This is a genomic window from Nocardia violaceofusca NBRC 14427 (genome assembly GCF_963869435.1).
Taxonomy (GTDB): Bacteria; Actinomycetota; Actinomycetes; order Mycobacteriales; family Mycobacteriaceae; genus Nocardia; species Nocardia aobensis.
In genome coordinates, this window is the sequence record NZ_CAWMPM010000009.1 from 155,228 (window position 1) to 170,171 (window position 14,944).

Here is a 14,944-nt window from a genome sequence, read left to right on the forward strand (position 1 = left end):
GGGGCGGGCGGATGTCCGGAGAATTACCGGCAGGTGACACGCGCAACGTCACCCATGACGCGGTCAAAACGATGAGGAGCAGGACCGATAACGTTGACGGCAGTGCCGGAGATCCCGGCCGCACGGCTCGATAGCGGAGGTACACATGGCCCGCATTGCAATCATCGGGGGCGGCCCCGCCGGCTACGAGGCGGCGTTGGTGGCAGCTCAGCACGGAGCCACGGTCACCGTGATCGACTCCGACGGAATCGGTGGCGCATGCGTGCTGTGGGACTGCGTCCCGTCCAAGACCTTCATCGCTTCGACCGGTGTGCGCACCGACCTGCGCCGCGCGCGTGACCTGGGTATCACGCTGCATGTGGCCCAGGCGCAGGTGCGGCTGTCGGAGGTGAACTCCCGGGTGAAGGCGCTGGCGCAGGCGCAGTCGTCCGATATCCGCTCCAAACTGCAGGCCGCCGGGGTCACCATCCTCAACGGCCGCGGTCAGCTGATCGACCAGATCGCCGGTCTGGCCACACATCTGGTGCGCGCGACGCTCGCCGACGGCACCGAACGGGTGATGGAGGCCGAGATCGTCCTGATCGCCACCGGCGCCAGCCCGCGGGTGCTGCGCGGCGCCGAACCCGACGGGGAACGCATCCTCACCTGGCGTCAGCTCTACGACCTGAAGGAGCTGCCGGAAACGCTCGTCGTCGTCGGCTCGGGTGTGACCGGCGCGGAATTCGTCTCGGCATACACCGAGATGGGTGTGCAGGTGAAATTGGTCTCCAGCCGCGACCGGATGATGCCGGGGGAGGACGCCGACGCCGCGCTGGTCCTGGAGGACGCCCTGGCCGAACGCGGGGTGGAGCTCGTCAAACAGGCCCGTGCCGACGCTGTCGAGCGGACCGCGGACGGGATCGTGGTCAAACTGTCCGACGGCCGCACGGTCACCGGCTCCCATGCGCTGATGACGGTCGGTTCCACGCCCAACACCCAGGATCTGGGCCTCGAGCGCATCGGCATCGAACTCGACCGCGGCGGTTATCTGCGCGTCGACCGCGTCTCGCGGACGGCGGCGACCGGGATCTATGCCGCCGGTGACTGCACCGGGCTGCTGCCGCTGGCCTCGGTCGCGGCGATGCAGGGCCGGATCGCGATGTATCACGCGCTCGGCGAGGGAGTGCAGCCGATCCGGTTGAAGACGGTGGCCTCCGCGGTCTTCACCCGGCCCGAGATCGCCACGGTCGGTGTCAGCCAGACGGCGATCGACAACGGTGAGGTGCCCGCGCGCACGGTGATGCTGCCGCTCAACACCAATCCGCGCGCCAAGATGTCGGGCCTGCGCCGCGGCTTCGTGAAGATCTTCTGCCGGCCGGCCACCGGTGTGGTGATCGGCGGCGTGGTGGTCGCGCCGATCGCCTCCGAACTCATCCTGCCGATCGCGATCGCGGTCCAGAACAATCTGACGGTGAACGACCTGGCCCAGACGTTCTCGGTGTACCCGTCGCTGTCGGGATCGGTCACCGAGGCGGCGCGCCAGTTGATGCGTCACGACGATCTGGACTAGTGGGCGGCGGCTGTTTCAAATGCGCTGCCGCGCTTGATCTTTTGCCGGACCGAGTGCGGCTTCCCACAGCCGGGTAGCACCGGTTGCCTGAAACTTGTTCGTGTGGTTCACTTCCGGCAGAGATGTCAGTGGTGGTCGGCTGGCAGGTTCACGTGGCGGGGGGAATGCAATCTTTCCCGGGCCGGGAATCCGCGAGCGGCTCGCGGACCGCAGCAGGGTGCGGGCCGGACATCGATGAGGGACCAATGGAGACGGCCCCGTCGAGCGGCGTTCGTCGGTCGATGGCACTGGCCGAGCTCGGGAAAGGGATTGCGAGACAGTGAAACATCGTAAGCCGAGTCGGGCGCAGCGAGCGATGGCCACGACGTCGTTGCCACTGGCCACCGCAGCCGCCGTGGCGACCATCCTCGCGTCGGGTACGGCGAGTGCGGCGCCGGCCGATCAGCCGAGCGTGCCGACCACTCCGGCGCAGCCGGGCGCCACCAACGAGGCACCCGCGCAAGGCGACAACAACGGCCAGGGTCAGAACGCGCCGGGCACGCAGGAGAACGCTCCGCAGACCGGCACTCCGCAGAACGGGCCGCAGCAGAACAACAACCAGCAGAACGGGACCCAGCAGAACGGTCCCCAGCGCAACGGCAATCCGCAGCCGGGCGTCACCACCCCCAATCAGCCGGGTGTCACGACTCCGAACCAGCCGGGCGTCACCACCCCGCAGCCGGGTGTCACCACCCCGAACCAGAACACGCCGAAGCCGGACCAGAACCTGGCCTCGCCGACGCAGCCGGGTGTGACCACCCCGCGTGTCGCGCCGCTGCCGGTGCCGGGTCAGGGTGGTCAGGTGCAGCCGGCCGTCGTTCCGGACCAGCCCACCCCGAACGGTCAGGCCGACCAGCTGAAGCCGGGTCAGCAGTCGCCGGACCAGACCGTCGGCACTCCGAACAAGCCGCAGTCGCAGAACGGCGGCAACGCGGACACGCTGCGTAGCCAGCAGGGCAACTCGACCCCGTCGCCGCAGGCGCAGTGGACCTCGCCGAGCCTGCAGGCCGCACCGGCCGCTCCGGTCGTCCAGATGAACGGCCCGCACACCGAGGTCGGCGCCAACGTCGACGGCGGTGGACTGCTGCCGGGCTACGTGGCCAACACCCACCACTTCAGCAACCTCGACGGATATGTCGGCACGGTGGGTTACAGCACTCCGAACGGAGTGGGCGACGCGGGTGTGTCGGTGGAGTTCGTCGAGGCGAACAAGGTCAAGATCACCTCGTACACCCACGCCACCGGCTTCGACGATCTGAAGTCCGAGAACTACGTCGACACCACCGAGGCGAATGCGGCCAAGGCCGCCGTCGAGGGCTGGATCAAGCAGCAGCCGGGCGGCGCCGCAGCACTGGATGCGGCCGCTCAGATTGGTAGACTCCCGCAGGGTGATTTCGCTCCGCAAACGGTGAATGTCGCTGGTGCGACCACACAGTGGGGTGGCACGGTCCAGTACTGATACAGACTGAATCGACGCGTGGGGCGGTCGTTCGCGACCGCCCCACGCGTGTGTCTCGGGGAAGGAACGGGTGATGGCCTCCGGCGACGATCAGGACCGGGACGAAGGCGAGTCGGGATTCGGCCCGCCGGTTTCCGGATTCGGACCACCGCTGAACGATTTCGGGCCGCCGACGGGTGAAACGGGTGCGATCGGCTGGGCGCCGGTCGGGGAACCGGAACGCCCCACATTGGGCTGGCAGCCCGCCGACGCACCCGCGACGCCGTCCGTCCCGCCGCCGCCCCCGCAGTACCGTGCGCCGGATTCGACCGCGGCGCAGGAAACCGTCCGCCATCCGGCACCGGAGGCGCCGCGCGCGGCCGACACCACGCGCGTGCCCGCGCCCGAGACACGCCGCATGCCCGAGCCGCCGCGCGCCCCGGATGCACCGCGCGCCCCGGAGACGGTGCGATACCCGGACGCGGGTGGTGCCGAGGCCGATCGTGGAACCTGGTGGCGCGCAGACGATTCCGGCTTTCCACCCACTCCGCCGCGGGAAACCACGGGATCGCTGTGGGATGACGACGAACTCGCCAAGAAACTCACCGTGCCGCGCGGCGGCGAGCAGAAATCGGGTTCACTGTGGGACGACGACGAGCTGGCGAAGAAGCTCGTGCCGTCGCGGCCCCTCGGGCAGCCCCAGCCGGAGGCCCGGCCCGACCGCAACATTCCGGTGATCCTGGCCGGTGCGGCGGGTGCCGTCGTGATCGTGATCGCGCTGGTGCTGATCATCGTGTTCGCGACGCGCAGCAGCGATGGCGACGGAACCGTCGCCGGCGGCAAATCGTCACCGCCGTCGGTGGCCGCGCTGAGCTGTCCGGCACGTACCGACGGCAATGTCGTGATCGGCAACGGCCCCGGCGACACGAACAGCGGAGCCGCGGCGATTCTGGGATTCCAGCACGCGTTCTATGCCGACCGTAGCGGTGCCAAGGCGCACGACTTCGTCGCGCCGGACGCGTCGAACGTGTCGACCGCCTCGACCATGCAGCAGGCGATCGACAGCCTGATCCCGCAGGGCACCACGTATTGCTTGCGTGTGGAAACGGTCACGCCGGAGCAGTTCAACGTGGACCTCACCGAACATCGGCCGGACGGTACGACCACGCTCTACAAACAGCTGGTCAAGACCGTGAATCGCGAGGGGAAGAACCTCGTCTTCTCGATCGATCAGCGCTGATCGCGCGGGCTCGCGCGCTGTCCCCAGATCTCAATATCTGGGAAAACAATTTCATATTCTGGGTACCGATATGCGATAGTTGCCGTGATCCGCAGCTATCGGAGGTCTCCATGTCGCCGCATACTCCACCCCTGTCCCGCCGGCTGGACGGTCTGCAGAGTTCGGCGATCCGGGATCTGCTCAAGCTGACCGCCCGGCCGGATATCGTCAGCCTGGCCGGGGGTCTGCCCGACGAACAGCTGATGCCGCGCGATGCCATCGCTCGCGCCGCGGAGTCGGCGCTGGCCGATCCGTCCCGGTTGCAGTACACCGAGTCCGCGGGCTGGGGGCCGCTGCGCGAGGTGCTCGCCTCCCGGGAGTCGGTGCGGCTGGGCCGGCCCGTCCCGCTGGAGGAGATCTTCGTCACCCACGGCTCGCAGCAGGCCTTGTCGCTGCTGGGTGAGGTGCTTCTCGATCCGGGCGCTCTCGTGGTGGTCGAGGATCCGGCCTACGTCGGCGCGTTGCAGGTCTTCCGCGCGGCGGGGGCGCGAATCGTGGCGATCCCGCTGGATTCCGACGGTATGCTTGTCGACGCGCTGGCCGAGCTGCTCGAGCGCGGCGAACGCCCGGCGCTGGTGCATACGGTGAGTAATTTCCACAATCCGCGCGGTGTGACGCTGAGCCCGCAGCGCCGGCGGGAACTGGCGGCGCTGGCCGAACGGTACGGCTTCTGGGTGGTCGAGGACGACCCGTACGGCGAGCTGTGGTTCGACCGCCCCGCGCCGCAGGCCGTTGCCTCGTACTCGCCCAACGTGATTCGGCTGTCGAGCGCCTCGAAGATCCTGGCGCCGACGCTGCGGGTGGGCTGGATGATCGCCCCGAACGCGGTGTGCCGCGGCGTGGAACTGCTGAAGCAGGGCGCCGATCTGTGCGGTTCGGCGCTCACCCAGCAGATCGCCGCGGACCTGCTGGCCGACGAGCCGTGGCTGGGCGCCCACCTGGACAAGGTGCGTGGCATCTACGGCGAGCGCGCCACCGCCCTGGTGAGCGCGGTTCGCGCCCGCTTCGGCGACCGGGTGGTGAGCACCGACGCCGCCGGCGGCATGTTCGTGTGGCTCGATTTCACCGACGGCACCGATACCGTCGAACTGCTGCCGCGCGCGATCGACCACGGCGTGGCCTACGTCCCGGGCTCCGCGTTCGCGGTCTCGCAGCCCTACCGCGGCTCGATGCGCATGTGTTTCACCACGTCGGATGCGGCCGTGCTCACCGACGCGGTCGATCGGCTGGGCCGCGCGGTCGACGCGGCGGGGTAGCGCGGCGAATCTACTGCGCCCACCCGTAGGTGCGTTCGACGGCCTTGTTCCATTCGCCGTAGAGGTGATCGCGGTCGGCGTCGGACATCGTCGGCTGCCACACCTTGTCCTCGGACCAGTTGGCGCGGATGTCGTCGGTGCCGGACCAGTAACCGACCGCCAGTCCGGCCGCGTAGGCGGCGCCGAGCGCGGTCGTTTCGGTGATCACCGGCCGCACCACCGGCACATCCAGGATGTCGGCCTGGAATTGCATGAGCAGTTCGTTGGCAACCATGCCGCCGTCGACCTTGAGGGTGGTCAATTCGACGCCCAGATTCTCCGCCTCGGCGTCGGCGCGCATCGCGTCGATCACCTCGCGGGTCTGAAATGCGGTGGCCTCCAACACCGCTCGGGCCAGATGCGCCTTCGTGACGAAGCGGGTGAGTCCGGTGATCACGCCGCGCGCGTCCGGCCGCCATCGCGGTGCGAACAGACCGGAGAAGGCGGGGACGATATAGGTGCCGCCGTTGTCGTCGACGCTGCGGGCCAGCGGTTCGATCTCCGCCGCGGATTCGACGATGCCGAGATTGTCACGCAACCACTGCACCAGGGATCCGGTCACCGCGATGGAACCCTCCAGCGCGTACACCGCGGGCTGGTCGCCGAGCCGGTAACACACCGTGGTCAGCAGACCGTGCTTGCTGAACACCGGCGTGGTACCGGTATTGAGCAGCATGAAGTTGCCGGTTCCGTAGGTGTTCTTCGCCTCGCCCGGTGAGAGGCAGGCCTGCCCGAACGTCGCGGCCTGCTGATCGCCCAGGATGCCGGCCACCGGAACCCCCGCGAGCGGACCGTCGGAGATCTCGGCGTACACCTCCGAGGAGCTGTGGATCTGCGGCAGCATCGAGACGGGAACGCCGAATTCCGCGCAGATCTGCGAATCCCATTGCAAGGTCTCGAGATTCATCAGCATGGTGCGGGAGGCGTTGGTGACGTCGGTGAGGTGGCGGCCGGTCAGCTTCCACAGGATCCAGCTGTCCATGGTCCCGAAGCACAGGTCACCGGCCTCCGCGCGGGCGCGCACACCGTCGACGTTGTCGAGGATCCAGCGCAGCTTGGGACCCGCGAAATACGTGCTCAGCGGCAGCCCGGTCCGGTCGGCATAGCGCGCGGGGCCGACGTCGCCGGCCAGCTCCTCGCACAGCGCCGCGGTGCGGGTGTCCTGCCAGACGATGGCGTTGGCGACCGGCCTGCCGGTGGCACGGTCCCAGACCACGGTGGTTTCGCGCTGATTGGTGACCCCGACCGCGGCGATGTCATCGGCGCCGATCCCGGCATCCTCGAGCGCCGCACCGATCACGAATTCGGTATTGCGCCAGATGGTTTCGGCATCGTGCTCGACCCAGCCCGGCCGGGGGAACAGCTGTTCGTGCTCGCGCTGCCCGAGGCCGGCGATGCGGCCGGAGCGGTCGAACACGATGCACCGGCTCGAGGTTGTCCCCTGGTCGATGGCGGCCACGAAGCGTCGCATCCGTGCAGGCTACTAAACCTCGCACGCGCCGCGCATCACATCGCCGCACGCCCGGCGGTGGACTAGGGTGAAAGCGATTACCGACGGGTAACGCAGGACGATCCCACCGAACAGTGCGGAGGAAGTCGAGCGATGAACGAGAAGTCACACGGTCAGCACACCGGCGAACTGGGGCCCGAGCAGCGGGAGGCCAGCTGGGAAAGCTTGGGCGCCAAGCATTTCGACGTCATCGTGATCGGTGGCGGGGTCGTCGGCGCGGGCATCGCCCTCGATGCCGCCACCCGGGGCCTGGAGGTGGCCCTGGTAGAGGCGCGCGATCTGGCATCGGGCACCTCGAGCCGTTCGTCGAAGATGTTCCACGGCGGTCTGCGCTACCTCGAGCAGCTGGAATTCGGGCTGGTCCGCGAGGCGCTGCGGGAGCGTGAGCTGAGCCTGAAGACCTTGGCTCCGCATCTGGTGAAACCGCTGCGGTTCCTCTACCCGCTGACCCATCGCGGCTGGGAGCGGCCCTACGTCGCCTCGGGCCTGGTGCTCTACGACACCATGGGCGGAGCGAAATCGGTTCCGGGCCAACATCATGTGACCCGATCGGGAGCGCTGCGCCTGGCGCCGGGTGTACGCCGGGACGCGCTGATCGGCGGTGTCACCTACTACGACACCGTGGTCGACGACGCCCGCCACACGATGACGGTGGCTCGCACCGCCGCCCACTACGGTGCGGTGATCCGCACGTCGACCCAGGTCGTGGATTTCCTTCGGGAGGCCGACCGGGTGGTCGGAGTGAAGGTGCGCGACAGCGAGGACGGGCGCACGACCGAGGTCCGGGGACATGTGGTGATCAACGCGACGGGCGTGTGGACCGACGAACTGCAGGCGCTGTCGCATGTTCGCGGCCGATTCCATGTGCGCGCGTCCAAAGGCGTGCATATCGTGGTGCCGCGCGATCGGATCGCCAGTGACGCCGCGCTGATTCTGCGCACCCAGACCTCGGTGTTGTTCGTGATTCCGTGGGGGAGCAATCACTGGATCGTCGGTACGACCGACACCGATTGGAATCTGGATCTGGCCCACCCGGCCGCCACCAAGGCCGATATCGACTATCTGCTCGAACGGATCAACGAGGTACTGGTCACCCCGCTCACCCACGACGACATCCAGGGTGTGTACGCCGGGCTGCGACCGCTGTTGGCCGGGGAGAGCGACGAGACCTCCAAGCTGTCGCGCGAGCACGCGGTGGCGCAGATCGCTCCGGGTCTGGTCGCCATCGCGGGTGGTAAATACACCACCTACCGGGTGATGGCCTACGACGCGGTGGATCTGGCCGTCCACGACATCCCGCAGCGGGTGTCGTCCTCGATCACCGACAAGGTGCCGCTGCTCGGCGCCGACGGCTACTTCGCCCTGCTCAACCAGACGCCGCAGCTGGCGCAGACCTACGGTGTGCATCCCTACCGGATCGAACATCTGCTCAACCGGTACGGCTCCCTGATCACCGATGTCCTCGATCTGGCCGAGGGCAAACCCGAACTGCTGCAGCCGATTACGGACGCGCCCGGTTACCTGCGGGTGGAGGCCGTCTACGCGGCGGTCGCCGAGGGGGCGCTGCATCTGGACGACATCCTGGCCCGGCGGACCCGGATCTCCATCGAGTTCTCCCATCGGGGCACCGAATGCGCCGACGAGGTGGCGCGGCTGGTGGCGCCGGTGCTGGGCTGGGACGAGGAGCAGATCCGGCGCGAGGTGAGTACCTACAACGCCCGGGTCGATGCCGAGATCCGGTCCCAGACCCAACCCGACGACGTGTCGGCCGACGCTCTGCGCGCCGCCGCACCGGAACCTCGCCCGGAGATCCTGGAGCCGGTGCCGCTGCCTCAGGCATAGCGCCGCGCGCGGTGCGGCTAGGGGGCGGTCGACGTGGGCGCCGAGGTGTGACCGGAATGGACGGGGCCCGTACTCACCGAGTGCTGCAGCGCATAGGTGAACAGGACGGTGGCCGCGATGGCGATGGCCGTGATCAGCAGCTGGGTGACAAGCCGTGTGCTACGCCGCATCGCGGTGCTCGCATATGTCATCTGCCCTGCTTCCCGACCGGTGACGATCTGTGTCGCCCTTATGTCGCATTCACGCTCCGAAGTGTTAGCGGCCGAAAGAAATATAGCTATCGATCGGCAAACATCACGGCTCGTGCCCGGTCAGCGGCGAGTCCGGTCAGCGGCTCTCGGGTCCGGCGTCTCGGGCGCGGGCTGACAGCGGGGACAGAAGTAGATCCCGCGTTCGGTGGCCGGGGCGGAAGCGGCTTCCGGGCCGAGCATGCGGACGAGGATCATCGATCCGCAGCGAGGGCACGGTTGACCGCGGCGGCCGTAGACCACCGCGGGCCGGGGTGGATGGTGTGCGGCGCGGCCGAGGATGCGGTGTGCGGCGTCGACGAGCCCGGGGAGATCGGGTACGGCGGCGACCGGGATGGCCGGGTGGACCCGCTCGGCGAAACAGATCTCGCTGCGGAAGATGTTGCCGACTCCCGCCATGGTCGTCTGATCGAGCAGCGCGAGTCCGATCGGCCGCTCCGGATCCGCGCGCAGCCGCCGGACCGCCTCGGCCGCATCCCAATTCGGGCCCAGCAGATCAGGGCCGAGATGGTCGACGGCGGTGTGCTCGTCGGCGAGGCGTAGCACCTCGACCAGGCCGAGGGAGAACCCGACGGCTTCGGTGTCGGCAGTGGCGAGAATCAGTCGTGCGGTGAATCCGGGTTTGGTCCACCGCTGCCCCGGGCGGTAGACCCGCCAGGTGCCCTCCATCTTCAGATGGGTGTGGATGCTGAGCTTCTCGGTGCGCACGAACAGGTGTTTGCCGTAACTGCCGACGCTGTCGACCCGGCTGCCGCGCAGATCGAGCGTGGCATAGCGCGGGACGCGGAAATCACTGCGCGTCAGCGTCTTTCCCGCCAGCGCGGTTCGCAGCCGCGCCGCCGCGAGATAGACGGTATCTCCTTCCGGCATCGGCGTTCACCACCGGTGCCGGCGGACGAGGCGGGCCGGTCTCATGCTGTGCTCCGCAGCCGGAAGCCCCGGGGAGTGGTGTGGAAACCGGCGTCGGTGAGGAAGGTGGCGAAGGTGTTGCCGTGCACCGATTCCCCGTCGACGCGTTCGACGACCAGGGAGTCGATCCGGCGGTCGTGGACCAGGGCCGCGAGCGCCGCCGCGGCCTCGGTCCGGATTTCGGGGTCCTCGGTGAAGGTGAGCAGCGTCTTACCGCCGCGTTCCAGGTACAGGGCCAGTTCGCCCGCGGCCAGGACGACCAGAGCCCCCGCCTTGCGGCCCGGGCGATGTCCGGCACCCTCGCCCGCGTTCTTCGGCCACGGCAGGGCGGCGCCGTACGGATTGGCCGGATCGCAGGCGGCGAGTGCGACCGTGCCGACCCGGCCGGTGCCGGCGCCCGCCCGGTCGGAATCGTAGGAGCGCAGCCGATCCACCACGTCGGTAGTGGAGAACTGCGCGCCGCCGAGGGTGTCGACGAAATAGCCCCGCCGGCACCGTCCGCGATCCTCGAATTCGGTGAGCACCCGGTATATCAGCGCGAACCCGCCCGGAATCTCCTCGTTCTGCACCGAACCGCGGGTCAGCACGCCGTAGCGCTCCAGCAGCAGATCCGCGGTGGCGTGGGCGCGAATCGTGTTGTCCGGCAGGCGCTGTGGCAGCAGCGACCATCGCCCGGCCACGGCGGGAGGGCCGGTCCGGGTCGGCATCGCCGGTCGCGGCAGGTACATGCGCCCGCGCGGAGTGCGCCGCGGGGTGCGATGGGCGGTGGTGCTGCGGGTGGTGCCGGAAATCCGCGCCCGGACCGGAGCGAAGGTGTCGCCGGACAGATATCCGGCCCATACCAGTTCCCACAGTGCCGCCGCCACGGCCGCGTCGTCGAGCACGCCGGTCGCGTCGGACAACTGCCGGAAGAAGTAGGCGCCGCCCGCCACCACGACGAGCTGATTGCCGGCGGAGGCGCCCGATTCGGAAGCGGCCGTGCCGTCGGCGTCGAGCGCAATCGCGTCGGTGGCCGCCGCGGTCATTTCCGCACCCAACGCCGTCAGCAGCCGCAGCTGCACGTCGGTGAAGTCGATCTCCTGCGGCGGCCCCAGCGTGACCGGCGCCTGATCCGCCGGATGCAGGGCGATCCAGCCGTCCTTGGCGGTGATGGCGCCGTGACCGGACCACAGCACCTCACCGGAGGCGGTGAGTTCGTCGAGCATCGCCGGTGTGTAGTCACGCACCCGCGAGGGCAGGATGAGCGACTCCCACGCCGAAGCCGGAATCGGCACGCCCGCAAGCTGTTCCACCACAGCGGCCACCCCGTCCACGCCGCGCAGTGTCGAGGTGCCGATATGCTGCCACGCCGGCAGGAACCGGCCGAACGCGCCCGTGGATACCGGCTCGACCTCCTTGCGCGCGGCGGCCAGCGACCGGCGCCGCAGCCGGCGCAACACCTGCGCGTCGCACCATTCCGCACCGGCCGAACCTGGCGTGAATTCGCCTTCCACCACTCGCTTCTCGGCGCCGAGCCGATGCAGTGCGGTGGCGGCGACGGCCGGGCCGATCCCGAAGCGCCGGGCGACGGCGTCGAGCGTGAACGGGGCGTGGGTGCGGGCGTAGCGGGCGACCAGATCACCCAGCGGATCGGCGACCGGTTCGATGAAGGCCGCCGGCGTGCCGATCGGCAGCGGGACGCCCAGGGCATCACGCAACCGGGCGGCGTCTTCGATCGCCGTCCACCACCGCGATCCCGCGAACGACACCTCCAGAACCCGCCTGGCCCGCAGCAATTCGGCGAACCACGGGCCCGGGTCCGCGGTGCAGCGCTCGGCCGCCTCGGCCGGGGTGAGTGGGCCGAGTAGTCGCAACAGGTCGGCGAGCCCTTCCGCGTCGCGGGCATGGCGTTCGGGAGTGAGCCGTTGCAGTTCGCGTTCGGTCAGTTCGAGGACCGCGGCGTCGAGGAGTTCGCGCAGTTCCACCCGGCCCAGCAGTTCGGCGAGCAGGCTCGAATCCAGCGACAGCGCGGCCGCGCGGCGCTCGGCCAGCGGACTGTCGCCCTCGTACATGAACTGGCCGATGTAGTCGAACAGCAACGCATTGGCGAACGGCGAGGGGGAGGCCGTCTCGACCTCGACCAGTCGCAGTTTGCGCCGCGCCACATTCGTCAGCAGATCGCGCAGGGCGGGCAGATCGTAGACGTCGCGCAGACATTCGCGGACTGTTTCCAGCAGGATCGGGAAATCCGGGAATTTCCTTGCCACATCGAGCAATTGGGCCGCGCGCTGGCGCTGCTGCCACAGCGGCGCGCGGCGGCCGGGATCCCGGCGCGGCAACAGCAGTGCCCGCGCCGCGCATTCGCGGAAGCGGGAGGCGAACAGCGCCGACCCGCCCACCTGCTCGGTCACCACGTCGTCGATCTCGTCCGGTTCGAAGACGAACAGTTCCGCCCCCGGCGGATCGTCGGTGGTATCGGGCAGCCGGACCACGATGCCGTCGTCGGAGGCGGTCGGCGCGGCATCGACCCCGAATCGCTCCCGCAACCGCGCGCCCACGGCGAGCGCCCAGGGCGCGTGCACCGGTAATCCGAAGGGCGAGTGCAGGATCAGCCGCCAATCGCCGAGCTCGTCGCGAAAGCGTTCGACCAGCAGGGTGCGGTCGGTCGGCAGATGGCCGGTGGCTCGGCGCTGTTCGGCCAACAACGTGACCAGATTCGCGGTCGCGAAATCGTCCAGGCCGGCGGCGTGGACGAGCTGTTCGAGTTCGACCAGTTCACCGCCCTTCCTGCCGGCCGTGGAGTCCGTGGCTGCCGCGCGGGCGCGGGAGGGCGTGCGCCGGGTGGCACCATTTCCGCTGGGGTCGGGGGCCGCACCGTCGAACGCCGAATCGAAACCGCCCGCATCCCGCACGAGTTCCTCGATCCGCCCGGCCGGTGCGCGCTCGACGGCCTGACCGGCCGTGCGGACGAATTCACCCAGGGCCGCTCCCAATTCGGCCGGCCGCCCGAGGGAGTCACCGTGCCAGAAGGGCAGCCGGCCGGGCAGACCGAAGGCGGGGGAGACGAGAACCCGGTCGTGGGTGATGTCCTCGATGCGCCAGCTGGTCGCGCCGAGAGCGAACACATCGCCCACTCGCGATTCGTAGACCATCTCCTCGTCGAGTTCACCGACCCGCGAGGCCTTTTCGCCGACCATGAACACCGGGAACAGTCCGCGGTCGGGAATCGCGCCGCCGGAGGTGACCGCGAGGCGCTGCGCGCCGGGACGTCCGGTCAGCGTGCCCGCATCGCGATCCCACACCAGGCGCGGACGCAGTTCGGCGAATTCGTCGGAGGGGTAGCGGCCCGACAGCAGGTCCAGCACCGATTCGTACGCCGAGCGCGGCAGGGCGGCGAAACTGCCTGTGCCCCTGACGGTTTCGAACCATTCGTCGACATCGATCGGTTCCAGCGCGCAGGCGGCCACGGTCTGCTGGGCGAGGATGTCGAGGGGATGGGCGGGGATCTTCAACTCCTCGATCTGTCCCGCCGTCATCCGCATCGACGCCACCGCGCAGTGGATCACGTCGGTGCGGTGTTTGGGGAAGATCACCCCGCGTGAGATCTCACCCACCTGATGTCCGGCGCGACCGACCCGCTGCAGCCCGCCGGCGACCGACGGCGGCGCCTCGACCTGCACCACCAGATCCACCGCGCCCATATCGATACCGAGTTCGAGGCTGCTGGTCGCCACCACGCAGCGCAACCGGCCGCTCTTGAGGTCGTCCTCGATGATGGCGCGCTGTTCCTTGCTCACCGAACCGTGATGGGCCCGCGCCAGCAACGGCGCCGCCCCGTGATTGACCTCGGTCGGTGACCCGAGTTGTGCGGGCGGCGCGTGCTCGCGGCGTCCCGCGACCTCCTCCGCCTCGTCCGGTTCGGCGATGCGCTCGGCGTATTCCTCGTTCAGCCGCGCGGTCAGGCGTTCGGCCAGCCGCCGCGAATTCGCGAACACGATCGACGAACGATGCGCCAGCACCAGATCCACGATCGCGGCATCCACATGCGGCCAGATCGAACCCGGCTGATCGGATTCGCCCGGCTCGGTCATATCCGCCACCGGCACCCGCACCGACAGGTCGAACGTCTTCGGCGCCGGCGGCGAGACGATCGTGATCGGCGCCGGGCCGACCAGGAAGCGCCCCACCTCCTGCGGCGGCCGGACGGTGGCCGACAACCCGATGCGCTGGGCGGCCCGCTCGGTGAGCTGGTCGAGCCGGGCCAGCGACAGGGCCAGATGTGCCCCGCGCTTGGAACCGGCGATCGCGTGCACCTCGTCCACGATCACGGTGCCGACCTGCGACAACGTCTCGCGTGCCGCCGAGGTGAGCATCAGGTACAGCGATTCCGGCGTCGTGATCAGGATGTCGGGCGGCCGGCGCTGCAGGGTCCGCCGGTCGGCCGGGGTGGTGTCGCCGGAACGCACGCCGACGCTGATCTCCGGGGCGGGCATACCGAGCCGGGCGGCCGTGCGGGTGATGCCTACCAGGGGTGCGCGCAGATTGCGCTCGACATCGACCGCCAGTGCCTTGAGCGGGGAGATGTAGAGCACGGCGGTGCGCTGCGGACCGTCCGTGGGTTCGCGGGTGGCGAGCCGGTCGATCGCCCACAGGAAGGCCGAGAGCGTCTTGCCCGACCCGGTCGGCGCGATCACCAAGGTGTGTTCTCCGGCGGAGATCGCCTCCCAGGCCCCCAGCTGGGCGGTCGTGGGCGCGGGGAACGCACCGTCGAACCACTCCTGGGTCGGCCGGGAGAACTGCTGCATGGGTTCAGTCTGCACCCGGGCACCGACATCGAGTCCCGACGGCGATGTGTG

The 14,944-nt window shown here is 69.3% G+C and carries 9 protein-coding genes; 5 read left to right on the forward strand and 4 right to left on the reverse strand.

All coding sequences use genetic code 11. The annotated features are described in order from the left end of the window. Positions 1–130 precede the first annotated feature (130 nt). The 4 genes from AC5592_RS08920 (at position 131) to AC5592_RS08935 (ending at position 5,561) form a co-directional block, all read left to right on the forward strand. Positions 131–1,549, forward strand: a complete 1,419-nt coding sequence (locus AC5592_RS08920; RefSeq protein WP_223273405.1) for an NAD(P)H-quinone dehydrogenase — start codon at positions 131–133, stop codon at positions 1,547–1,549. Between the two features lie 355 nt (positions 1,550–1,904). Then, complete coding sequence (locus AC5592_RS08925; protein ID WP_232329268.1) at positions 1,905–3,047, forward strand: hypothetical protein; 1,143 nt, start codon at positions 1,905–1,907, stop codon at positions 3,045–3,047. Between the two features lie 73 nt (positions 3,048–3,120). After that, positions 3,121–4,266, forward strand: a complete 1,146-nt coding sequence (locus AC5592_RS08930; protein WP_051024344.1) for a DUF8176 domain-containing protein — start codon at positions 3,121–3,123, stop codon at positions 4,264–4,266. A 110-nt stretch (positions 4,267–4,376) separates the two neighbouring features. After that, positions 4,377–5,561 (forward strand): aminotransferase-like domain-containing protein, encoded by a 1,185-nt coding sequence (locus AC5592_RS08935; RefSeq protein ID WP_063063920.1) that lies wholly within the window; start codon positions 4,377–4,379, stop codon positions 5,559–5,561. A gap of 10 nt (positions 5,562–5,571) precedes the next feature. Here AC5592_RS08935 and glpK read toward each other — a convergent pair whose 3' ends face one another. After that, complete coding sequence (glpK, locus tag AC5592_RS08940; RefSeq protein WP_036498409.1) at positions 5,572–7,071, reverse strand: glycerol kinase GlpK; 1,500 nt, start codon at positions 7,069–7,071, stop codon at positions 5,572–5,574. A gap of 132 nt (positions 7,072–7,203) precedes the next feature. Here glpK and glpD point away from each other — a divergent pair, with 132 nt between their 5' ends. After that, complete coding sequence (glpD, locus tag AC5592_RS08945) at positions 7,204–8,952, forward strand: glycerol-3-phosphate dehydrogenase (RefSeq protein WP_036498410.1); 1,749 nt, start codon at positions 7,204–7,206, stop codon at positions 8,950–8,952. A gap of 17 nt (positions 8,953–8,969) precedes the next feature. Here glpD and AC5592_RS08950 read toward each other — a convergent pair whose 3' ends face one another. The 3 genes from AC5592_RS08950 to AC5592_RS08960 form a co-directional block, all read right to left on the reverse strand. Continuing rightward, a complete protein-coding gene (locus AC5592_RS08950; protein ID WP_157121695.1) occupies positions 8,970–9,143 on the reverse strand; it encodes a hypothetical protein in 174 nt (57 codons plus the stop codon). A 120-nt stretch (positions 9,144–9,263) separates the two neighbouring features. Then, positions 9,264–10,070 (reverse strand): DNA-formamidopyrimidine glycosylase family protein, encoded by an 807-nt coding sequence (locus AC5592_RS08955; RefSeq protein WP_036498411.1) that lies wholly within the window; start codon positions 10,068–10,070, stop codon positions 9,264–9,266. A gap of 41 nt (positions 10,071–10,111) precedes the next feature. Beyond that, a complete protein-coding gene (locus AC5592_RS08960; protein ID WP_063063921.1) occupies positions 10,112–14,893 on the reverse strand; it encodes an ATP-dependent helicase in 4,782 nt (1,593 codons plus the stop codon). Positions 14,894–14,944: the final 51 nt, after the last annotated feature.